Origin of the sequence: Halomonas qaidamensis, assembly GCF_025917315.1 — a bacterium.
Classification (GTDB): Bacteria; Pseudomonadota; Gammaproteobacteria; order Pseudomonadales; family Halomonadaceae; genus Vreelandella; species Vreelandella qaidamensis.
Map to the genome: position 1 here is coordinate 1,106,167 of NZ_CP080627.1, position 19,875 is coordinate 1,126,041.

The 19,875-nt window shown below is 51.7% G+C and carries 21 protein-coding genes and 7 tRNA genes; 15 read left to right on the forward strand and 13 right to left on the reverse strand.

The genetic code is table 11. The features are described from left to right. Window positions 1-63: 63 nt before the first annotated feature. From K1Y77_RS05140 to K1Y77_RS05170, 7 genes are all read right to left on the reverse strand, one after another. Window positions 64-1,311, reverse strand: coding sequence for a pyridoxal phosphate-dependent aminotransferase (locus tag K1Y77_RS05140; protein WP_030070188.1), 1,248 nt, complete (start codon window positions 1,309-1,311; stop codon window positions 64-66). Between the two features lie 55 nt (window positions 1,312-1,366). Then, window positions 1,367-2,320, reverse strand: a complete 954-nt coding sequence (gene ylqF / locus K1Y77_RS05145) for a ribosome biogenesis GTPase YlqF (protein ID WP_030070189.1) — start codon at window positions 2,318-2,320, stop codon at window positions 1,367-1,369. 117 nt (window positions 2,321-2,437) lie between these two features. Next, entirely contained in the window at window positions 2,438-2,836 is a 399-nt protein-coding gene (gene msrB / locus K1Y77_RS05150) for a peptide-methionine (R)-S-oxide reductase MsrB (protein WP_030070190.1), read from the reverse strand. 148 nt (window positions 2,837-2,984) lie between these two features. Then, window positions 2,985-4,571, reverse strand: coding sequence for a gamma-glutamyltransferase family protein (locus K1Y77_RS05155; protein WP_030070191.1), 1,587 nt, complete (start codon window positions 4,569-4,571; stop codon window positions 2,985-2,987). A 26-nt stretch (window positions 4,572-4,597) separates the two neighbouring features. Then, window positions 4,598-5,923 carry a TRAP transporter large permease gene (locus tag K1Y77_RS05160; RefSeq protein ID WP_264018581.1) on the reverse strand — a complete coding sequence of 442 codons (1,326 nt, stop codon included), beginning with the start codon at window positions 5,921-5,923 and terminating at the stop codon, window positions 4,598-4,600. A gap of 3 nt (window positions 5,924-5,926) precedes the next feature. Beyond that, window positions 5,927-6,436, reverse strand: a complete 510-nt coding sequence (locus K1Y77_RS05165) for a TRAP transporter small permease subunit (RefSeq protein WP_030070193.1) — start codon at window positions 6,434-6,436, stop codon at window positions 5,927-5,929. A 1-nt stretch (window position 6,437) separates the two neighbouring features. Then, window positions 6,438-7,541: a TRAP transporter substrate-binding protein gene (locus K1Y77_RS05170; protein ID WP_030070194.1), complete on the reverse strand. Its 1,104-nt coding sequence runs from the start codon at window positions 7,539-7,541 to the stop codon at window positions 6,438-6,440. A gap of 364 nt (window positions 7,542-7,905) precedes the next feature. Here K1Y77_RS05170 and K1Y77_RS05175 point away from each other — a divergent pair. The 14 genes from K1Y77_RS05175 to K1Y77_RS05240 all read left to right on the forward strand — a co-directional run bounded on the left by K1Y77_RS05175 (window position 7,906) and on the right by K1Y77_RS05240 (window position 14,811). Beyond that, window positions 7,906-7,981 (forward strand) — tRNA-Glu (locus K1Y77_RS05175). Between the two features lie 40 nt (window positions 7,982-8,021). Further along, a tRNA-Gly gene (locus K1Y77_RS05180) sits at window positions 8,022-8,096 on the forward strand. Between the two features lie 21 nt (window positions 8,097-8,117). Next, window positions 8,118-8,193: transfer RNA gene (locus K1Y77_RS05185), tRNA-Glu, on the forward strand. A 27-nt stretch (window positions 8,194-8,220) separates the two neighbouring features. Next, window positions 8,221-8,295: transfer RNA gene (locus K1Y77_RS05190), tRNA-Gly, on the forward strand. A 97-nt stretch (window positions 8,296-8,392) separates the two neighbouring features. After that, window positions 8,393-8,468: transfer RNA gene (locus K1Y77_RS05195), tRNA-Glu, on the forward strand. Window positions 8,469-8,515: 47 nt separating this feature from the next. Further along, a tRNA-Gly gene (locus K1Y77_RS05200) sits at window positions 8,516-8,590 on the forward strand. A 171-nt stretch (window positions 8,591-8,761) separates the two neighbouring features. Then, window positions 8,762-9,724 carry an ABC transporter ATP-binding protein gene (locus tag K1Y77_RS05205; RefSeq protein ID WP_264018579.1) on the forward strand — a complete coding sequence of 321 codons (963 nt, stop codon included), beginning with the start codon at window positions 8,762-8,764 and terminating at the stop codon, window positions 9,722-9,724. Further along, entirely contained in the window at window positions 9,721-10,494 is a 774-nt protein-coding gene (locus K1Y77_RS05210) for an ABC transporter permease (protein ID WP_264018578.1), read from the forward strand. The genes K1Y77_RS05205 and K1Y77_RS05210 overlap by 4 nt, the downstream gene beginning before the upstream one ends. 64 nt (window positions 10,495-10,558) lie before the next feature. Next, window positions 10,559-11,389 carry an NADPH-dependent 7-cyano-7-deazaguanine reductase QueF gene (gene queF, locus K1Y77_RS05215; RefSeq protein WP_264430685.1) on the forward strand — a complete coding sequence of 277 codons (831 nt, stop codon included), beginning with the start codon at window positions 10,559-10,561 and terminating at the stop codon, window positions 11,387-11,389. 47 nt (window positions 11,390-11,436) lie between these two features. Next, window positions 11,437-11,997, forward strand: coding sequence for a nitroreductase family protein (locus K1Y77_RS05220; protein WP_264430687.1), 561 nt, complete (start codon window positions 11,437-11,439; stop codon window positions 11,995-11,997). 13 nt (window positions 11,998-12,010) lie between these two features. Next, a complete protein-coding gene (locus tag K1Y77_RS05225; protein ID WP_264430689.1) occupies window positions 12,011-12,529 on the forward strand; it encodes a thioesterase domain-containing protein in 519 nt (172 codons plus the stop codon). A gap of 93 nt (window positions 12,530-12,622) precedes the next feature. After that, a tRNA-Ser gene (locus K1Y77_RS05230) sits at window positions 12,623-12,710 on the forward strand. A gap of 464 nt (window positions 12,711-13,174) precedes the next feature. Continuing rightward, window positions 13,175-13,987, forward strand: a complete 813-nt coding sequence (locus K1Y77_RS05235) for an HNH endonuclease (protein ID WP_264430690.1) — start codon at window positions 13,175-13,177, stop codon at window positions 13,985-13,987. Window positions 13,988-14,073: 86 nt separating this feature from the next. Beyond that, window positions 14,074-14,811, forward strand: coding sequence for a hypothetical protein (locus K1Y77_RS05240; protein ID WP_264430693.1), 738 nt, complete (start codon window positions 14,074-14,076; stop codon window positions 14,809-14,811). A 489-nt stretch (window positions 14,812-15,300) separates the two neighbouring features. On the opposite strand, the gene K1Y77_RS05245 is transcribed toward K1Y77_RS05240, so the two are convergent. From K1Y77_RS05245 to K1Y77_RS05260, 4 genes are all read right to left on the reverse strand, one after another. Next, window positions 15,301-15,984, reverse strand: coding sequence for a DUF3047 domain-containing protein (locus K1Y77_RS05245; RefSeq protein WP_264430694.1), 684 nt, complete (start codon window positions 15,982-15,984; stop codon window positions 15,301-15,303). Further along, window positions 15,971-16,186 (reverse strand): zf-HC2 domain-containing protein, encoded by a 216-nt coding sequence (locus K1Y77_RS05250; protein WP_320055277.1) that lies wholly within the window; start codon window positions 16,184-16,186, stop codon window positions 15,971-15,973. The genes K1Y77_RS05245 and K1Y77_RS05250 overlap by 14 nt, the downstream gene beginning before the upstream one ends. Before the next feature lie 172 nt (window positions 16,187-16,358). After that, on the reverse strand, window positions 16,359-16,925 hold the full coding sequence (locus K1Y77_RS05255; protein ID WP_264430695.1) for a sigma-70 family RNA polymerase sigma factor: 567 nt from the start codon (window positions 16,923-16,925) through the stop codon (window positions 16,359-16,361). Between the two features lie 121 nt (window positions 16,926-17,046). Then, on the reverse strand, window positions 17,047-17,604 hold the full coding sequence (locus tag K1Y77_RS05260) for a carboxymuconolactone decarboxylase family protein (RefSeq protein WP_264430696.1): 558 nt from the start codon (window positions 17,602-17,604) through the stop codon (window positions 17,047-17,049). Between the two features lie 188 nt (window positions 17,605-17,792). On the opposite strand from K1Y77_RS05260, the gene K1Y77_RS05265 reads away from it, so the two are divergent. Next, entirely contained in the window at window positions 17,793-18,560 is a 768-nt protein-coding gene (locus tag K1Y77_RS05265) for a hypothetical protein (protein ID WP_264430698.1), read from the forward strand. Window positions 18,561-18,702: 142 nt separating this feature from the next. Here K1Y77_RS05265 and K1Y77_RS05270 read toward each other — a convergent pair whose 3' ends face one another. Then, window positions 18,703-19,212 (reverse strand): DUF302 domain-containing protein, encoded by a 510-nt coding sequence (locus tag K1Y77_RS05270; RefSeq protein WP_264430699.1) that lies wholly within the window; start codon window positions 19,210-19,212, stop codon window positions 18,703-18,705. A 28-nt stretch (window positions 19,213-19,240) separates the two neighbouring features. Then, on the reverse strand, window positions 19,241-19,798 hold the full coding sequence (locus K1Y77_RS05275) for a hypothetical protein (RefSeq protein WP_264430700.1): 558 nt from the start codon (window positions 19,796-19,798) through the stop codon (window positions 19,241-19,243). Window positions 19,799-19,875: the final 77 nt, after the last annotated feature.

Here is a 19,875-nt window from a genome sequence, read left to right on the forward strand (position 1 = left end):
GTGCTGTTAACGTCAGTTTCAAGACGCCGTTTTTATTGGCGGCTGTTTTTATCGACGGCTGTTTTATTGACGATAACGGGACAAGAAATTGGCAAAACGGTCAAGTGCATCACCAAGCTGATCTGCCCACGGTAAGGTGACGATGCGCACGTGATCCGGTTCTGGCCAGTTAAACGCGGTGCCCTGCACCAGCAGTATTTTCTCCTGGAGCAGTAAGTCCAGCACTAGCTGTTGGTCATCTTTTATATTGAACACTTTCGGGTCCAGGCGGGGAAAGGCATAAAGCGCGCCTTTAGGTGTCACGCAGGAAACCCCGGGTATGGCGTTGAGCTTTTCTACCGTGATATCCCGCTGAGCCAGTAGCCGCCCGCCTGGAAGAATTAAGTCGTTAATTGACTGGTAGCCACCCAGCGCGGTTTGGATAGCATGTTGGGCGGGCACGTTGGCACACAGGCGCATCGAAGCCAGCATGGTTAGCCCTTGAATGTAATCGTGCGCGCGCTGCTTTGCTAACGTGCCGGAAATGGTCATCCAGCCAGAGCGGAAGCCTGCACAGCGGTAGCTTTTCGATAGGCCATTCATAGTGATGACTAACTGGTCATCATCCGCTAATGCGCCAGTGGCGGTGTGCTCTACGCCGTCATAAAGAATCTTGTCGTAGATTTCATCGGAGAACACCACCAGGTTATGCTCTTTGGCAATCTCCAGCACTTCCCGTACTACCTCTGGCGGGTAAACCGCGCCAGTGGGATTATTAGGATTAATAATCACAATGGCTCGGGTGCGGCTGGTAACTTTTGCGCGAATATCTGCCATGTCTGGCGCCCAGTCAGCTTGTTCATCGCACAGATAGTGAACGCCGTGACCACCAGATAAATGCGCTGCAGCGGTCCACAACGGATAATCGGGCGCAGGGATAAGCACCTCATCGCCATCGTTGAGCAGCGCCTGCATAGCCATCACAATTAACTCAGAGACACCATTGCCGATATAGATATCTTCGATGCCGACGTTGGGTATCTGTTTACGCTGGCACTCTTGCATGATCGCCTTTCGCGCAGAGTACAAGCCTTTAGAATCACAGTAGCCCTGGGCAGTGGGCAGGTTGCGCATCACGTCTTGCAGGATTTCTTCCGGCGCTTCAAAGCCAAACGGTGCAGGGTTGCCAATATTCAGCTTTAAAATCCGTTGGCCTTCTTCTTCCAGGCGCTTGGCATGGTCGAGTACTGGGCCACGAATGTCATAGCAGACGTTATGCAGTTTGTGTGATTTTTTAAGTGTGTGCGATTCTTTAGGCTGCGGGGTGTCCATGGGGTTTATTATCCAAAATTTCCTGTGGCCGTTAGTGTTACCAATAATTTGCCCATTATGCGTCGGATGGTAGGTGGCTGTCTTCGTCGATTTGTATCGGCGGCGGTGGAATATCGTCTGGGGTTTCTAGGGTAAGCCGACCGAGCTTTCCATCGCGTAGTTCATGAAGCAAAACCTCGGCACCGCGGTGTATGTCAACCTCGCCGCCAGGGCGTAAGCCGCCGCGTTTGCCAGCAATTTCTTTCAAAATGGCGTGGCCGTCAAAACCGGCAATGGCTAAGAAATCCGGTTTTTGTGGGCCATCAGCATCTATCTCTTGGGTGATGGGGGCTTCGTAGCTGGGCAACGCTTTCAGTTTATAGCGAGCGGTTAGCTCTGCTGGATAGCGCTTGGCAAGCTCGGCACTGGTAACGATGGCCACATCGGTATACTCAATTGCGGTATCACGAATGGCACCACTGGCAGCTAGACGGTAGGCGCTGGCCTGGTCTTCGATTTTTGGCCACAGCACTCCTGGGGTATCGATCAGCGCGACGCGACCATCAATGCGCACCTTTTGCTGGCGCTTAGTGACGGCGGGTTCATTTCCCGTCTTGGCAATTTTGCGGCCTGCCAGTCCGTTAATCAGTGTTGATTTCCCGACGTTGGGAATACCCATAACCATCACGCGTACATCCCTGTCAGCACGCACTGCACCTGCCAGCTCGTGGCACAGTTTAGGAATTTTCTTTAGTTCGCGGACATTAGTAGTAGTGATTGCCAGTGCGCGAGTATCCTCTTGAGCATCAAAAAACGCTACCCACTCTGCGGTACGTTCAGGGTCGGCAAGATCTGCCCGCGACAAAATCTTCAAGACGGGCTTATGACGCGTTAGCTCGGCCAGCATCGGATTGGCGCTGGAGTAGGGCAGACGCGCGTCAAGGACCTCGATGACGACATCAATTTCGGGCAGCGCGTCCTTAATCTGGCGGCGGGCCTTGTTCATATGTCCGGGGAACCAGCCGAGCATGAGTCTCTCCTAATGAGCGCAAAACAAATACAAGCAAAATTGGGCATAAAAAAAGCGGGCTGCCATTCTAGCAGATGGCGCCCGCCTTGCTGGGGTTGATCGAGGATTTAGTGATAATTACTCGTCAGGATGAAATTCCAGCGACACTGAATTAATGCAGTAACGCAACCCGGTGGTATCTGGTGGGCCATCAGGAAATACGTGGCCTAGATGGGCATCGCAGTGCGAGCACACTACTTCAGTGCGCCGCATACCGTGAGAGGTGTCGCTGTGCTCCTCAACACAACGTGTTCCCAGTGGGCGGTCAAAGCTTGGCCAGCCGCAGCCCGCATCGAATTTATGCTCGTTTTCAAATAGCGGGGCATGGCAGCACACACAGTGGTAGATACCTTGGGAGTCGCTGACTTGATAATCACCGGTAAAGGGGCGTTCGGTGCCTTTTTCACGCGCTACACGGTACTGTTCTGGAGTGAGTTGCTTGCGCCATTCGTCGGGGGATTTTTCTATTTTCGCCATGGGGGTCTCCTCTCCCTCTGGTTACCGTTAAACAGAGGCTTACTAAGCAGGCTAGCGTATCACTAGGTAGAGTGACAATAACGTAACGAATCGATAGCCTGCCTAGATTCAGCATGTGTGAACAGTAAGAAAACCGCCAGTTGGTTGTTTACACGCTAGCCGCGCCGCCGTTGCTGCGAGGATCGTGGGCGCTTTCAATTAAGCCGTCTGGGTGCCGAACAATGCCTCCTGCATGGCCCATGGTGTCGCTAAATGAGTCAGGTAATACTTCGACATCGTGCCCAGCCGTCGCAAGTGCAGCGACTAAACGGTCATCAAAGCGGTCTTCAAGTTTAAGGTTGGTGCTAGAGTCTCCCCAGGTACGGCCCAGTAGCCAGCGCGGAGCAGTTACCGCTTGCTGTAGCGGCATGCCATGCAGGGCATAGCGAGAGAAAACCGCCGCCTGGGTTTGTGGCTGTCCTTCGCCGCCCATGGTGCCATAAACCATGGTGCGGCCATCATTAAAGGTGGCAAGTGCCGGGTTAAGGGTATGGAAGGGCTTGCGGCCTGGGGCAAGGCCACGTAAATCATCTTGGTTAAGTGAAAAGCTAATCCCGCGGTTTTGCCACAATACGCCGCTTTCTGGTAGCACCACGCCGCTGCCAAACTCCCAATAGATGCTTTGGATAAAACTGACCGAGCGACCTTCGCTATCGACGGTGCCCATCCAAATAGTATCGCCAGGTGCGGGTTCATGGGGCCAGGGTAGCGCCTGTTCGGCACTGATTTCAGCGGCCTCTGCGCTAATGCGCTCCTCACTCAACAACTGTTGCAAGGGAACCGGCACACGACGAGGGTCGGTTACGTAGCGGTCACGCAACATAAAGGCACGCTTGGTAGCTTCAATAAGGCCATGCAGGTGGTCAAAGCCGTTTGGCTCAGCCGCTTTAATACGTTCGTAAATACCTAAAATCATCAGCGACGCCATACCCTGGGTAGGGGCGGGCAGGTTATACAGCGTAGCGTCTTGCAGGCGTACGTGAAGAGGTGTGACTTGCTGAGCATGGTAGGCGTGGAAATCGTCTAAGCGCAGTGGACTGCCAAGTGTTTCTAAATCCCGTGCCATGCTGGTGGCCAGCTCACCGCGGTAGAAATCATCCAGCCCCGCGCTTGCCAACCGTTTTAGCGTGGCGGCAAGACGTGGCTGTCGAAGACGCTGGCCTTCACGGGGGACCTGGCCGTCAATCAACAGAGCATCGCTAAAGCCAGGGCTTTGGCTTAGGCGCTCCAGGTGCTTGGCAGTCAGTGTTTCCTGGCTCTGGGTGACGGCCACACCCTCATCTGCATGACGAATGGCATCGCCGAGCAGCGTGGAAAGGGGGAGCGACTCTCCCCAACTAGCCGCTACTTTTAGCGCCTCTTGCCATCCACTAATAGTACCCGCCATGGTTAGCGCGGCCTTTGGGCCACGTTCAGGAATACTTGCTTCGCCAGCATAAAAATCGCTATTAGCAAGCCCCGCAGCGGGGCCGCAGGCATCAATAGCGATAGGGGCTTTACCGGGTTCGTGAATCAGCCAGAAACCATCACCCCCTAGCGCATTCATATGCGGGTACACCACGGCAATCGCAGCCGCTGCGGCGACCATCGCCTCTACTGCGTTGCCGCCTTGTTTCAACACATCACGCCCTGCGCTTGCAGCAAGATGGTGGGGGGCAACACAGCTGCCGCCATAACTACGTTGAGTGTGGAGCATCGTCCTTCCTTTGTTATTGATTAGGATTACCAGCCAATGGCGTCAGGTAGCCAAGTGGCAATGCTTGGAAATAGAAATACCAGTGCAACGGCTAAAAACTGCAGAGCTATAAAGGGGAGTGCGCCCTTATAAATATCCAGCGTAGAGACTTCTTTGGGTGCGACGCCCTTCAAAAAGAAGAGTGACCAGCCAAACGGCGGGGTAAGAAACGACGTTTGCAGTACCAAGCCCACCAATATGCCCAGCCACACCATATCGACTCCCATTTGTACAAAAAAGGGAAGAAAAAGAGGTAGGGCAATATAGCTAATTTCGATCCATTCCAGGAAAAAACCAAGCACGAACATCAATAGCAGCATAAACAGTAGTGCGCCTAGCTCGCCGCCGGGTACCCAATCAAACATACGCGCAACTAAGTGCTCTCCGCCCAAGCCGCGAAAGGCGAGACCAAACACTTGTGCGCTGATCAAAATAAAGAACACCATGGCAGAGATAACCAGGGTTGCCTTAGCGACATCGGTAAGCAATGTTAACGTCAAGCGGCCTGAACAGGCCACGAACAGTAAAGCACCAAGTGCACCCATGGCGGCGGCTTCGGTCGGTGCTGCAATACCACCAATAATCGAACCAAGCACGGCAAATACCAGACCAACCGGCGGACCCACAACGGTGACTACTTTAATGAGCAGCTGTTTTTTACTCAGTTGGGCGCGCTCTTCCGCAGGAATCGGAGGCATCATGCCAGGGTACAGCTGAGCAACCACTAAAATAGCAATAATATAAATACCTGCCAGTGCTAACCCCGGCACCATGGCGGCAGCAAACATAGTACCCACTGACTCACCTAAAATTTCCGCTAACAAAATCAGCACTAGGCTGGGCGGAATAATTTGCCCCAACGTCCCTGAAGCACAGATCATGCCGGTGGCCAACGTCTTAGGGTACCCGCGTCGCAGTAGGGTGGGCAGCGTGAGCAGGCCAAGCGTCACAATGGTTGCTCCAACAATGCCGGTTGCGGCTCCCAGTAGTACGCCGACAAAAATAATCGCCACACCCATGCCGCCAGAAAGTCCTCCAAACAGATGGCCGATCACATCAATCAACTCTTCAGCAAGCTTCGACTTTTCAAGCATCACTCCCATAAACACAAACAGCGGTATCGCCATAAAGGTGTAGTTGGTTACCACGCCGTAGATTCGTGAAGGCAGTAGGTTAAACAGCATCGGGCCAAAGCCTATATAGCCAAATATAAAGGCGGTGACGGCAATGCTGATAGCGACGGGAATACCGATTAAGAGCAGTACAAAAAAGGCAGCGATCATGCCGATCGCAAGCCATTCGTTAGGAGACATGTATTATTCACCTCGGCTAGGAAGGGCAAACCCTTGTCGTAGCGCATGGGCTAGGCCTTGTAGCGCAAGCAAAAGAAAACCAAACGGGATAAGGGCTTTAAGCAGCCAGCGTAGTGGCAGGCCGCCAGGGTTGGGCGAGGCTTCGCCGCGTAAGAAAGATTGCTCTACCCAGGGCAGTGTTAACCAAGCAATATAAAGCCCCATCATGAGCAGCAACAGGCCGCCAATCACTTCAATGACTCGCTGCAAAATGATAGGGAAGCGCTCGTAAAAGACATCCACACGTACTTGTTCACCAACAAACAGCAGATATGACATACCAAACAGCGCAATGGGCGAAATTAAATGCCACTGAAGTTCTTGCAGCCATACTGCGCCAACGCTGAACAAATAGCGCATCACCACATCGCCAGCCACTAACGCAACCAGCACCACGCAGAGCCAGGCAGCGATCCCGCCAAATAGCCGGACCACCGCCTCGATCCCGTGGACAATACGTTCCACGGTTTGCATATCAGACTCCAATGATGTCGTTTAACCAAGCGCGCTCACTAGCACCTGCCCAGCGATCATGGTTCGCTTTGAATGCCATGTAGCTATCGTGCACTTTGCGCACCATTGGGTCGGCATTAGCCTCGCTAGCTAACGTATCCATGGTGGCTTCCCGCAGCGCGTTGACGACTGGCTCAGGCAGCATGCTGGCCGTTACCCCATGGTTATCAACCAAGTCGGTCATGGCTTCGCCGTTAACGGCTTCTGACCACGTCACGCTCTCTAAACACGCAGCCATGCAGGCGCTTTTTACAATCATCTTCAGGTCGTCTGGCAGGGTGTCCCAGTGCTGTTTGGAAATTAGCAACTCACCGGTAGTGGAAGGTTCGTGCCAGCCAGTGGTGTGGTAGAACTTGGCCGCATTTTGTAACCCCATGCGTCGGTCTTGGTAAGGGCCAACAAATTCAGCGGCATCGATAACTCCACGCTCTAACGCAGGGAAAATCTCGCCACCGGGTAGTACTCGTGCATCCACGCCAAGAGCCGAGTACACCTTGCCAGCTAGCCCCGGCACGCGCATGCGAAGACCGTTTAGCTGGCCAATATCTTCAATAGGTTCTCTAAACCAGCCGGTCATTTGCACACCGGTATTGTTTAGGGGAAGGGCGATCATGCCGTAAGGCTCGTAGACTTCTTCCCATAGCTCTAAGCCACCGCCGTGGTAAAGCCATGCCATATGGCCCATAAAGCTCATGCCAAATGGCACTGTAGTGAAGTATTGCGCAGCAAAGGTGGTGCCAGACCAGAAATAGCTGTTGGCAGCGTTCATCTGAATAGTGCCGCTCTGTACGGCTTCAAAGCCTTCCAGTGCGGGAATCAGCTCGCCCGCAGAGAAGTGCTGAATCGTTAAGCGTCCGCCGGACATGGCATTAATTTTGGCGATGACATCGGTGGGGCTGCCAGGGCCTTCCACATAAAACGGCGAGCCTGGGCTGTAAGCATTCGTCATACGCCAGTTAAAACGCTCTGCGGGCTGTGCCTTAGCGATAGCAGGCGCACCCAGCACCAAGCCAGCAGTGGAAGAGAGGGCGGCGGTGGTAAGAAACTTTCGACGGGTAAAGGACATATAACACCTCATAGCTAGGGGAAGAGACTAGGAGAAAGAAACCGTGAGATCAGTTATGAGGTAGCAAAGGGTATGCCATAAAATCGATTTTATAGTAAATAAAAGATTTTTAGACGGTTTGTCGGCCTCCGTAATGGCAGAACAACTACTCACACCGCATTAGTAAGCCGTGAAGTATGTATTTATATGCACCTAAAAGAGGCGTATTGCACAAACGAAGCACTCTCTTTGAGCGTTTTTTGAGCGTGCAAAGGGTGTTAAGAAAGTGCTGTTGATGGCAGGTAAAAACGTTTCGATTTCAGAGTGCTTGACAGCACATTAAGGGCTGAGTAATATACGCGCCACCTCGACGAGGCAATGAAACGTCCCATTCGTCTAGTGGTCTAGGACACCGCCCTTTCACGGCGGTAACAGGGGTTCGAACCCCCTATGGGACGCCACTTGTTTTTTTAGATAGAAAGTCGTTAAGGTATCGGAATTGCGGGAATAGCTCAGTGGTAGAGCATCGCCTTGCCAAGGCGAGGGTCGAGAGTTCGAATCTCTTTTCCCGCTCCAAGCATTCAATATGCTTACAGCGTCCCATTCGTCTAGTGGTCTAGGACACCGCCCTTTCACGGCGGTAACAGGGGTTCGAACCCCCTATGGGACGCCAATCCGATTTGCGAGTAACACAGGTTAAGCGGGAATAGCTCAGTGGTAGAGCATCGCCTTGCCAAGGCGAGGGTCGAGAGTTCGAATCTCTTTTCCCGCTCCAGCTTGTGAAGCGTGGCAAAGTAGTCAAGGGTCGAGAGCTGGAGCGCCAGCCCGGTCAAATCTCTTTTCCCGCTCCAAGCATTCAATATGCTTACAGCGTCCCATTCGTCTAGTGGTCTAGGACACCGCCCTTTCACGGCGGTAACAGGGGTTCGAACCCCCTATGGGACGCCATCTCGCATTTTTGTAGTATGGTTCGTTAATAGTACTGTTTGTTATAAGCGGGAATAGCTCAGTGGTAGAGCATCGCCTTGCCAAGGCGAGGGTCGAGAGTTCGAATCTCTTTTCCCGCTCCAAACAAACGTCTTGCTCATCCCTCCCTTACTGTTTAAACACCGCATCGCACCTTAAGTGGCGGTATTTCTGCGTGTCTGTCGTTCAAGCGGCTTGAAAAAATACACGATTGCCCCGATATCTTCCTATCTAGCTCGTTTCTCATGCTTCCCATTTGCTGACAGGACATATTCATGGCCGAACCGGCACTGTCTATCCGTGGCCTTACAAAAGTGTATGGCAACGGCTTTCAAGCGTTAAAAGGTATTGATTTAGACGTCCAGCAGGGCGATTTTTTTGCCTTGTTAGGACCCAACGGTGCGGGTAAGTCGACCACCCTGGGGGTGGTCTGCTCGCTAGTGCAGAAGTCGGCGGGTAAGGTGTCGATTTTTGGCATCGATATTGATAAAGACTTCGCCAAAGCCAAGTACCAGCTTGGCGTGGTGCCCCAGGAATTCAATTTCAATCAGTTTGAAAAGGTCATTGATATCATTCTGGCCCAGGCGGGCTACTACGGAATGACCCGCAAAGAAGCCTTGCCCCGTGCTAAACAACTGCTCACTGACCTTGGGTTATGGGACAAGCGCAACGGCAGTGCGCGTATGCTTTCTGGCGGTATGAAGCGTCGTTTGATGATCGCCCGTGCGCTAATGCACCGCCCAAAACTGCTGATTCTTGATGAGCCCACTGCAGGCGTGGATATCGAACTGCGCCGCAGTATGTGGGAATACATGCGGCGTATTAATCGCGATGAAGGCACCACCATTATTCTCACGACGCACTACCTCGAAGAAGCTGAGAGCCTGTGCCGCAATATTGCCATCATTAATCACGGCGAAATTGTGCGCAACACCAGCGTGCGCAAGCTGCTGGCAGAGCTAAATACTGAAACCTTCTTGCTCGACCTTGCCGCGCCGGTTGCGCAAGCTCCCGTTATTGAAGGGTTTGAAATTCAGCAGATCGAGCCTTCCCAGCTGGCGTTAGTGATTCATCGTGGTCAGCAGCTTAATGATGTGTTCAGTGCCTTAAGTGAGCAGGGACTAACCGTGGTTTCCATGCGCAACCGCGCCAACCGCTTAGAGGAGATGTTTGTTTCCATGGTGGAAAGCAGTCAGCAAGCCATTGACCAGCGCGAGCGGCAGGAGGCGCGGGCATGAATGCAACGCAAACCCTCATCGCGCTGTGGACCCTAGTACTTAAAGAGATTAAGCGCTTTACGCGGATTTGGCCGCAAACCTTGCTACCGCCGTCAATCACCATGGCGATGTATTTCATCATCTTCGGTAACTTAATTGGTTCGCGCATTGGCGATATGGACGGCTTCAGCTACATGGACTTCATCGTGCCAGGGCTGATTATGATGTCGGTGATCACCAACAGCTACTCCAACGTGGCGTCGAGCTTCTTTTCGAACAAGTTTCAGCGCTCTATTGAAGAGATGATGGTCTCACCCATGCCCAACTGGGTAATCTTATCGGGCTTTATTTTGGGTGGTATGGCCCGAGGCTTGGGCGTGGGGTTAATTGTCACGCTGGTATCGCTGTTCTTTACCCGTTTAACAGTTGAACATCCGCTACTCACGGTGTTGGTGGTAGTGCTTACTTCGGCGCTGTTTTCCATTGGCGGTTTTATTAATGCGTTATTTGCTAATAAATTCGATGATATTTCCATTGTGCCAACGTTTATTCTGACGCCACTAACGTATTTAGGCGGGGTGTTTTACTCGATTTCAATGCTGCCCGATTTCTGGCAGGGCGTCTCTATGCTTAACCCGATACTGTATATGGTGAACGTTTTCCGCTATGGCTTTTTGGGCGTTTCCGATATTCCAGTAGGCTGGGCACTGGCCGCCATTGTTGCCTTTATTACTGCTTTGTTTATGGTGGCGCTCGCTATGCTAGAGCGCGGCAAAGGCATACGCAGCTAATGATATAACGGCGCCTATTAAAAGGGCGCTGAGTAGACGCTATTAATCAAGAGAGCAACACGTCATGGCAAATCGCCCCGATACCTTAGAACACGCGCCCCTGGGGCGCGATTCCGCTTACCCAGAGCAGTATGACGCTGGGCTGTTGTATTCTATTCCCCGTGCGGCGAACCGTGCACCATTGGGCATTGAGGACAATAATCTGCCGTTTGTAGGGGAAGATGAGTGGCACGCGTTTGAGGTTTCTTGGCTGAACAGCCGTGGTAAACCCATTGTGGCGGTTGCCCGCTTTCGCCTGCCTGCTGATTCACCCAATCTGATTGAGTCCAAATCCTGGAAGCTCTATCTCAATAGCCTTAACCAAACGCGCTTTGAAAGCCAAGAAGCGGTGCAACGTGTGCTTGTTCGCGACTTAGCTGCCGCGGCGGGTGCTGCCGTGAGCGTAGCGCTATTGGGTGTAGACGACAGCGAGCTTAACCCGCAGCGTTTACCGGGCGAATGCCTGGATGACCTGGATATCGACATCAGCGACTACACCCCCAGCGCCGCGCATTTGGTGGTAGGCGAAGAGATCGTCGAAGAGACGCTGTACTCCCATCTGCTTAAATCTAACTGCCCGGTGACCGGTCAGCCCGACTGGGGCAGCGTATTAATTCGCTACAAAGGCCCTAAAATTGACCGGGAAGGGCTGCTGCGCTATCTCATCGGTTATCGACAGCACCAAGACTTTCACGAGCACTGTGTCGAGCATATTTTTACCGACCTGATGCAGCTCAAGCCTGAAAAGCTGCTGGTTTTGGCCCGCTATGTACGCCGTGGTGGGCTTGATATCAGCCCATGGCGTGCAACGCCTGGGCTAACGCCGCCCAGCCCTTTACGCCTAGCAAGGCAGTAACCCATTGCGCTAAAGTAACGCCCAACCATCAACACCAGGGGAGTCTAATGGACGCACTCACGCTGCTTCACGAACGTAGCTCTATGGGGAAACTCACCGAGCCTGCGCCCACTGCTGACCAGCTCAGCGCCCTCTACCAAGCTGCGCTGCGCGCCCCAGACCATAAAGAGCTGCGCCCCTGGCGGTTTATTGAATTTAGCGGCGAAGGGCGCGAACGCTTGGGCGAGCTGTTCGCGGAAGCGGAGTTTCAAGAAGACCCCAGTGCTAGCGACGACACGCTCAATTCCGCGCGTAAAAAGCCGCTGCGTGCGCCGATGATTATTGCCGTGATTGCCAAGGTCACCCCAGATATTCCGAAAGTGCCGAAAATCGAGCAGGTGATTTCTGCCGGATGCGCCGCCCACGGCATTCTGCTGGCCGCCCACGCCTTAGGGTTGGGTGCCATGTGGCGCAGCGGCAAGTACGCCTTTGATCCTGTGGTGCGAAAAGGCCTATCGCTAGATGAAGATGACGAGGTAGTTGCTTTTATCTATCTGGGCAGCCTGGCAGGTCGCCATAAGCCGCTACCTCAGCACAAGGTGGACGACTTTGTAGAGCGTTGGGATTAATAAGGAGCGCGTGATGGCCCAGCCACGTCAGCCGGGAGTGCCTTACCCCCGTTTGCCACTCCCTGAGACCCAGGAAGACCTTGTCGCTTTTCAGCAGTGGCTAGGGGAAGCGATTCCCATGGTGGGCGCGCTGGGGATTCAAAGCGTGACCCAAAGCGCCGCCCAAGAGGGTGTCGCATTGACGTGGCAGCTGGCGCTTAGCCCGAACCTAAACGACAAAGGCACAGGCTTTGGCGGTGCGCTAACGGCACAAACCACGCTGCAGGGCTGGTGCTGGGTAACGCTATGGTTGCGTGCCCAGGGGCGGGCGCAAGATGTGGTGGTAGCCGAAGCCAGCCAGCGCTTTATTGCGCCAGTCACTAGCGACTACCGCATTATTTGCACCCCCAGCGAACCCCAAGGCCCAGAACAGCTAGCAGAAAAGTTGCACACGCGGGGGAAGGGCAGCATTGCACTCACTCAGCAGCTCTACTGTGGCGACACGCTCTGCTTGGAAGCGAGTGGGCGCTACGCCGTGTTAGCTGGTGCTTAAATCTTTAAAAGGCTTGCTATTTTAGGCCTTAGACCATAGAATATGCGCCGTTCTGTTGGGAAAGGCAACGCCTTCACAACCGAGCAAAAAAGTGGAGAGGTGTCCGAGTGGTCGAAGGAGCACGCCTGGAAAGTGTGTAAGTCGAAAGGCTTCGAGGGTTCGAATCCCTCCCTCTCCGCCACAGAATATAGAAAAAGCCCGCTGAGCAATCAGCGGGCTTTTTTGTGTCTGCATGTTTCTGCCCCACATTCTAACCCGCACTTGTGTTTTGGCGCTCACTGAGCGTGATTAAACCTTTCTGGACGCTGAGTCTCTTCCCTGTCTTCTGAGCACATTTCATTAAAAGATTTAAGTGTGCACGCCCGTGAGAAGTGACAGCCACTCTTCATTCAGATACTGTAATCTTAAGAATTATGAGTACTAGCTATTGACTGGTAGCTACCCTGAGCGGACATTCCGGCAGAAGCGGCATGCTGGTTCAGCAGTGTTCTGCAGCCGGCACGATAATCTATGTTATGATGCCTATTTATATTTAGCTTATTTTGATTTCATTGGGATAGGGCGTAAATGCAAGGCGGTATAACCTGAATGCACCGTCGGTTTCATTCAGGTTATGTGGCGAGTTTTAAGCTGCATAAGGAACATATGAGCACATTTCTCCTTACATGGAAGCCAGATGAATGGGGCTATGAGAAGCTCCAAGAGCGTTTGGAAGAATATGCGTCTGGCGAAGTCGAGCAACGTTGGAGTTGCGGTAGCACAAAGAATATTCCGGTGGGTTCGAGAGTATTTCTTGCCAAGCAAGGTAAAGGTTACAAAGGTATCTTTGGTTCAGGCCACGTAACGAAAGAACCGTTTGAAGAACCACACTTCAACGAAGAAAAGGAAAAAGCGGGTAAAACGTCGCTCTATGTAATGGTGGATTTCGATCTGCTATATGATCCGCAATCAGAAATAAAAATTGATCGTTCGGAACTGGAAGCTTTCCATCCGAAGGTTTGGGATTCTCAAGGCTCTGGAAAAATAATACCAGAAGAAGCAGCTTCAAAACTTGAAGAACTGTGGCTGGAAAGAACGGGGGGCGTGGAAATTCCTTATGCTGATGAATTTCCAGAAGATAGTTCAGTTAAAGAGGGTGCCACCAAGAGAGTGCTAGTTAACGCTTACGAGCGCAACCCCGAGGCCAGAGAGCGCTGCATCAGGAAATGGGGGCTAAGTTGTGCCGTGTGCAATTTCCATTTCGAGTTATTTTATGGGCAACTCGGCAAGGGTTATGTACACGTTCATCATCTGAAGCCTTTATCCGAAATAAAGGAAGAATACGAAATCAGCCCTGAGGAAGACCTGCGCCCGGTTTGTCCCAACTGTCATTCGATGCTTCATCGGAATAAGCAGGTTCTTTCCATTGAAGAGCTTCGAATGCTAGTGCGTTCCTATGGCGGTCGAGTAAGCAGGTAACAAGGCCGTCAACTTGGAGGTATTTTTCGTTCGAGCCGCCCGCTCACTACAAATGCGCCGATTAAGGCAAGCGCTATGGAGTCTTGATGAACCGATTTATGTCATTAACCATTAAAATATTAGAAATGTTAAGGCCTAAGTTTTATAACAGGCTTACCTGGGTTATCGTCATAGCAGGATTGTCTTTAATGACGACGCCAGTATGGACTTTGCTTCTGAGTGAGTTTATTGAAAAGAGTTTTGAATTTTCCATAACAGGTGAATCCGATCTGGCTTGGGGCTTCTTACTTTGTGTGACCGGTCTTATATATCATTTAGCCATAACAGGAATGCACGAATTTTTGATTGCGCAAAATACCAAAGAAAAAAATCAGAAAATTCAAGAGCATGATGGCGCACTATTCATGAAACTAACTAATTTATTGCCGGAAGAATACCTGAATAGCTTAATTGACTACATCGAAACTGAGGATGCCCTCAGATGGGATGATCATCGAAAAATTGAGTCTTTTATACTGCTTGCGAACGAAGCTGGGCATTCTTTTATAACGCTAAAATTAAAAATTAGCACTGAAAAACTCACATCCGCACTTAGTGAATTTATTATATTTACTAGCAGGAACTTTGACGAGTACCCTTATGGACAGGGAGTGATAAATTTCAAGATGTGCTTGGCTCCACAATTAAACTGTGACCGCGCAGGAAATTGGGAAGATGGGCCGAAATATAATTCATTGGTTCAAGAGATGATGTCTTTCACTCAAGATATCAGAACTTCTTATAAAGAGTGGCGAACCACAGTCAAAGATACTTTGTATATTTAATGGAGAGCCTAGCAAGTGTAGTGGTTAAGTAACACTGGACACCGCTTTATAGTTAGCCCAGTACTTTTCCTCTGCCTGTTTCGGACTCATGCCCCTGTTATGCTGGTAAGGCCTAACCTGGCTGTAATACCTGATTAAATAGTTCACGATATGGCCCCTGCAGGAATGAGCGATAGCCATACGTTGGCGACGCTTAACTGCTACAAATAGCTTCACACACCCACCGCAGCCCTCGATCACCCCGCAATCGGCGATGAGGTGGCCGCGGTGGGCTGGTGTCAGTTCCCGTTAAAAGGGAAATACGCCGCTGAAACCTATCCCAGCGACGGCGACGATCACAACAATGATAACGAAAATGGTAGTAGTCGATGGCATTGTTCTCTTCCTTTGAGAAATGAGTGTTATTGAAGCGTGGCTGTCATTGGCGTGTTTCGCACATCGGGCATTTTACGAACGGGCTTTTGCCGAATGGTAGGCTCATCACTACCGTTACTGCGGGCAGGAGGGGGCTTCGTTAGTGCTTGAGAAGCCTAAATGGGTAAACCAGGCGGTTGCATTCACACCTGCATTATCGCCATCGCTCATTAACGCAAGGCCATCAATATGGCGCGGGGCGCTGCCGAACAGGGCAGTGAAGTCCGCGCGTACATCGCGCACCTCTGCGACCCAGTCACCTACACGCTCTTCACCACTCTGTAGCGCCATCAGCTGTGCCCGCTGTGTAAAGGCATTTGGCCATGTGGCACCTTTGGGTTGAGCAGAGGCCCATACATAGTTCACAGACTCTACTTGCCAAGGCAGCAGCCCGGTTTTATGGGCGACATACACGCGCGCGGGGTAGTCATCGCCTGACTTGGTGGTTTCGTTAAGACCAGGGTAGGTGTTGCTCACTTGCCAGCACCAGTGCAGGTAGGGGGTTTTAGTCAGGTCAATTTCACGTTCAAGGTAGCGCGCTGATGCTTGTCCTTGAGACTCCGCTTCTAGCACCCGACGCCCGGATTTTTCAACAACCGCATAGCGGGTGTCGCCTTCAAAGCTGCGAGTCGCCCAGGTCATGATTTGATCGGGGGTGAAATGTATTTCCTGACCTAGTGCCGTGCCCGCTAATAGTGGCGTGCTGCATAGACTAATGACAATCGCTGATACCACTTTGAAACGGTTAATGCGAGCCATGATGGTCACCCCTTTCAGTCGCGTCGTTTGGTAAAGAGGGGTGGTGACTAGCAATTTTGTGTAAAAGGTCGAATTGGCGCATGCAGGCGCGGCAGGCACCGCACATTGAAAGATGAAACCGTAGGGCGGTGTTTTCACGAAAGGTGAGCGTTCTATCTTGCTTGAGTGACATTAAGCGTGTTGCTTCGCGGCACATAATCATAGGGTGGCCCTTTCACAGCGATGGGTAGGCGTTCAGTCTATTGATGGGTGAAATATCCATAAATGCTATATCGCCTTAATCATTGGTGCTGTTTACCTGCATTTCCTTACAAACGGCGTGAAGACGATGTGCGATATCGATGGTTGGCTAACCCTAGTGCGTGGTTGGTTCACTATGTCAGCCAGCCTTTTTCAATACAGGCACGAAGTCGCAAGCGCGCGCGGTGTAAGATCACCCAGCAGTTGGCTTCGCTAAGGGTAAGCGCTTCACAAATTTCTTGGGTGTTTAGCCCCATAAATTCACGCATTGTGAAGACCCGTGCAATGTTATCGGGTAGCACGAGTAAACAGGTGTCGAGCACACGCCAAAACGCGGCATTTTCGAGTATTTGGTCGGGGTCGCCCCAGTGTGCGGGTTTACTCGCTGCTTGCCATCGGCCGTTCTCTTGAAACAGTTTTTCAAACGAATCTTCATCGCTTAGCTCATCTTCCTGCCAAGAGAAGTAGCGCCGCTCATGGCGGAATCGCTCAAGTATTTTATTTTTTAAAATGCCAAACATCCACGTTTCAAACGCCGAGCGCCCCGAGAAGGTTTGGTGCTTCTCTAGGGCGATGACCAGCGTATCTTGCACCGTGTCTTCAGCGGCAGCGCTATCACGCAATTGTAAGCGCGCGAAGGCGATAAGTTTGGGCCGCAGTGAAGCGATATGCTGTTCAGTTGAGTGCGTAGCGTCCGTCACGGCAGCGTCCTTATGGGCAACGTTGAGTAGCCATCATATCCATTCATTGGCATTAAACGAACAACGCAGGCGTCAGGTTCGTTTCATTCATCTGCCATAGGTCATAGTGGATATATAGCCATTATGACGCCGGTGCTTCCCAGGCCAAGGGCTTAAGCTCTTCATTAAGCGGCGTGCCAGCAACGTGATTGGTGTAGTTGGAGAGTGTTTTTAGGGCGCAGGCGATAACTAGCTCAAGCACTTGCTGTTGGGTAAAACCGGCCGCCAAAAAAGCATCTAGCTCTGCTTGTTCCGCCCAGCCGCGTTGTGTATTTAGATGACGGGCAAAGCGCGTAACGGCGGCAAGTCTAGCGTCGTTAGGTGATGTTCGTGCGCGTAAATCTTTGATGATTTCATCATCGGCACCGGCCTTTTTAATGCCACCGGTATGCGCAGCTACACAAAACTCGCAGCGGTTATCAGCGCTGATGGCAAGCAAAGCCGCTTGTTGTTCGACAGGGCTTAAGCTGGTGTTGGCATAAATACCATCAAGCGTTAGATAGGCGTCGAGCAGCGCCGGTGCTTCTGCCATTTTGGCAAAAATGTTAGGCAGAAAGCCCATCTTCTTTTCAGCGGCTTGTAGATTCGCTTGCGCGTCTTTAGGCGCAGTCGCCGTGGTATGTAATGGAAAATCTGTCATTTCAAACTCCTTGTGATCGCGCAGTGATGATCGGCGTTGTTGCGTCAACCTTGAGTGATTATGGAACAAGTGGTTCATAATTGACAATGTGGCATCAAAAAAAGCTAAAAGTGTGTAAGGAGACAGGCGCAACACTCACTCATACAGCGAAACAAAAAATAAAATGCTTGCACATAAAGGTGATCTCAATGTCGCTAACTACTCAAAAACGCAGTGATTTATTGGATAAACTTCGTCGTCAGGTGCGTTACAGCGCCCCTGTGTTGATATTAGTGGCAGGTGGCGTTGTGCTAAGCGTCTCTGCCAATGACCAAACCGTTTTGGCTAATGCTCCATTGGCTGAAAATGAAGTAATGCTGGCGAGCAACCATGCTGAGGCAGAAGCGCAGCCAGAAGGGGAAATAAACGCGGAAGGTGAGGCAGAAACAGAGGGAGAAGCAGAGGGAGAAGCAGAGGGAGAAGCAGAGGGAGAAGCACAGGCTGAGGGAGCGGCAGAGGGAGAAGCAGAGGGAGAAGCACAGGCTGAGGGAGCGGCAGAGGGTAGTGTGCAGCCTAATGAACGCACATCGCTGGTGTCTCGTCCCCAAGGTTACGTACCCGCTTATGATGAAAACGGTGACAACCCCAGCGCACTGATTGAACGCGGCGAAGCGCTATTCAATGATCCATCACTCAGTACAAACGGGCTCTCCTGCGCCAGTTGCCATGGCAGTGATGGGCAGCAGGGGTATCAAGCAACCTTCAATCAGTCGTTTCCTCATTCGGTTGCCATGGGTACCACTATGTTTGGCATGGCAACGGTTCACGCGGATGAAATGGTGCAGCTCTGTATGGTCGCCCCGATGGCTGCTGCCCCATTGGATTGGGAGTCCGAGGAGTTAGCAGCGCTTGCGGCGTATGTGGTTAATGCCCGTCAGCGCTTTGTCGGTGAGGCAGACGGTCATTGCGATAGTTAACCCAGTTATTACCAAGCACTAAGTGGCGTTTGGCACCTTTTTTCTGTGTTTTTCTGAAATGAGTCTTGCCTGAAAGCCGCTTGTTTCGATAAAAATCACGTCCGCCATGGCGCTGTTATGTCATGGCGACGTTTCACGACCTTTAAGGCGATACAGCGCTTTCACCAATTTGTTGAAAGAGTGCGTCTAGCGCTTGTGCTTGATCGGCTAAAGTGGGCGTTTTTTGGTTGATGTAAGGAGCAAAGACATGGCTAGGTATTTTCCATGATAGTGTCGCGCTGTCGGAGGAATCCTCAGTGACGTAAAACCGAAGTGGCGCTTCAATCATCGCTGGTACGCTTTCACGAATGATTGCGACGGCAAAATCATTACGAAATACACCGACAACCCGATTGCCAGGGATGATTTCACCGCGCTCTGCAGCGGCCTCGGTAGGACCCGCTTCTGTCACGACTGCCATACCCACATCTGCAACAGCTTGGTGCAGATCATCAAGTAGCGTTGCGTAACTTTTCTCTGACGAGATGACTGTCCAACCTTCATCTGGCCAATCAACAGATTCACTCGCGGATACCTGAGTAAACGAACTACTTGCTCCTGCCACTATCAGCGCAGCAAGGTAGTGACGTGATTGTTTAATAAATTGATTCATTGCGATTTCTCCTTTTTGAATGAATGGCTTAGCTGTGCTGTTGCCAAAAGCGAAGTGTGGAAGGGTGAACACCAAAATCGCTCGGTAATGACATATTCATTGCTTCGCACAACAACCGGATAAGCGCCATGTGATGTACGGTATGGCTCGTTAGAAATGCTAGCTCACGCCCTAGGCTCGAGGGCAAAGGGAGGAGGCTATTTCCCGATGGTTCGACTGGATAGTGAAGCACGATGGGTGTCTCTATAGGGTATGAAGACACTGCGTGAAGTTCAGCTCGGAGTGTGCCTAAGGTATGTAGTGCAACGTGGGGTTCTCCTTCTAGTGCCGCCTGACGATGACGCTGCTCATAATCGATGCTACCTGTTTGGACGCTGCCTTCGAGTCCTGCCAGTAACGTTTGATAGTGCGCTAGCACATGGCGTACGTGCTTACCCACTGTTTGGGTTTCAAACTGCTGCTGATACAGTGTGCTAGGCATTATGACGAGTAAATCGCTGAGCTGATGAAGCGAGTGGATGTTTTCGTCCACCAGCTTCTGACTCGTAGAGTAGGGCACAGCAGCTGACAACGAGGTGGCGGGCATAACGAAAGCTCCTAATACGCTGAGCTGGCGACAACACCAGCTCAGCACAACACAACAAAAAAGTAAGCGTGCGCCTC

Coding starts and splice junctions, on each gene's coding strand:
- K1Y77_RS05140 (WP_030070188.1), bottom strand. CDS start 1,311: ATGGACACCCCGCAGCCTAAAGAATCGCACACACTTAAAAAATCACAC.
- ylqF (WP_030070189.1), bottom strand. CDS start 2,320: ATGCTCGGCTGGTTCCCCGGACATATGAACAAGGCCCGCCGCCAGATT.
- msrB (WP_030070190.1), bottom strand. CDS start 2,836: ATGGCGAAAATAGAAAAATCCCCCGACGAATGGCGCAAGCAACTCACT.
- K1Y77_RS05155 (WP_030070191.1), bottom strand. CDS start 4,571: ATGCTCCACACTCAACGTAGTTATGGCGGCAGCTGTGTTGCCCCCCAC.
- K1Y77_RS05160 (WP_264018581.1), bottom strand. CDS start 5,923: ATGTCTCCTAACGAATGGCTTGCGATCGGCATGATCGCTGCCTTTTTT.
- K1Y77_RS05165 (WP_030070193.1), bottom strand. CDS start 6,436: ATGCAAACCGTGGAACGTATTGTCCACGGGATCGAGGCGGTGGTCCGG.
- K1Y77_RS05170 (WP_030070194.1), bottom strand. CDS start 7,541: ATGTCCTTTACCCGTCGAAAGTTTCTTACCACCGCCGCCCTCTCTTCC.
- K1Y77_RS05205 (WP_264018579.1), top strand. CDS start 8,762: ATGGCCGAACCGGCACTGTCTATCCGTGGCCTTACAAAAGTGTATGGC.
- K1Y77_RS05210 (WP_264018578.1), top strand. CDS start 9,721: ATGAATGCAACGCAAACCCTCATCGCGCTGTGGACCCTAGTACTTAAA.
- queF (WP_264430685.1), top strand. CDS start 10,559: ATGGCAAATCGCCCCGATACCTTAGAACACGCGCCCCTGGGGCGCGAT.
- K1Y77_RS05220 (WP_264430687.1), top strand. CDS start 11,437: ATGGACGCACTCACGCTGCTTCACGAACGTAGCTCTATGGGGAAACTC.
- K1Y77_RS05225 (WP_264430689.1), top strand. CDS start 12,011: ATGGCCCAGCCACGTCAGCCGGGAGTGCCTTACCCCCGTTTGCCACTC.
- K1Y77_RS05235 (WP_264430690.1), top strand. CDS start 13,175: ATGAGCACATTTCTCCTTACATGGAAGCCAGATGAATGGGGCTATGAG.
- K1Y77_RS05240 (WP_264430693.1), top strand. CDS start 14,074: ATGAACCGATTTATGTCATTAACCATTAAAATATTAGAAATGTTAAGG.
- K1Y77_RS05245 (WP_264430694.1), bottom strand. CDS start 15,984: ATGGCTCGCATTAACCGTTTCAAAGTGGTATCAGCGATTGTCATTAGT.
- K1Y77_RS05250 (WP_320055277.1), bottom strand. CDS start 16,186: ATGATTATGTGCCGCGAAGCAACACGCTTAATGTCACTCAAGCAAGAT.
- K1Y77_RS05260 (WP_264430696.1), bottom strand. CDS start 17,604: ATGACAGATTTTCCATTACATACCACGGCGACTGCGCCTAAAGACGCG.
- K1Y77_RS05265 (WP_264430698.1), top strand. CDS start 17,793: ATGTCGCTAACTACTCAAAAACGCAGTGATTTATTGGATAAACTTCGT.
- K1Y77_RS05270 (WP_264430699.1), bottom strand. CDS start 19,212: ATGAATCAATTTATTAAACAATCACGTCACTACCTTGCTGCGCTGATA.
- K1Y77_RS05275 (WP_264430700.1), bottom strand. CDS start 19,798: ATGCCCGCCACCTCGTTGTCAGCTGCTGTGCCCTACTCTACGAGTCAG.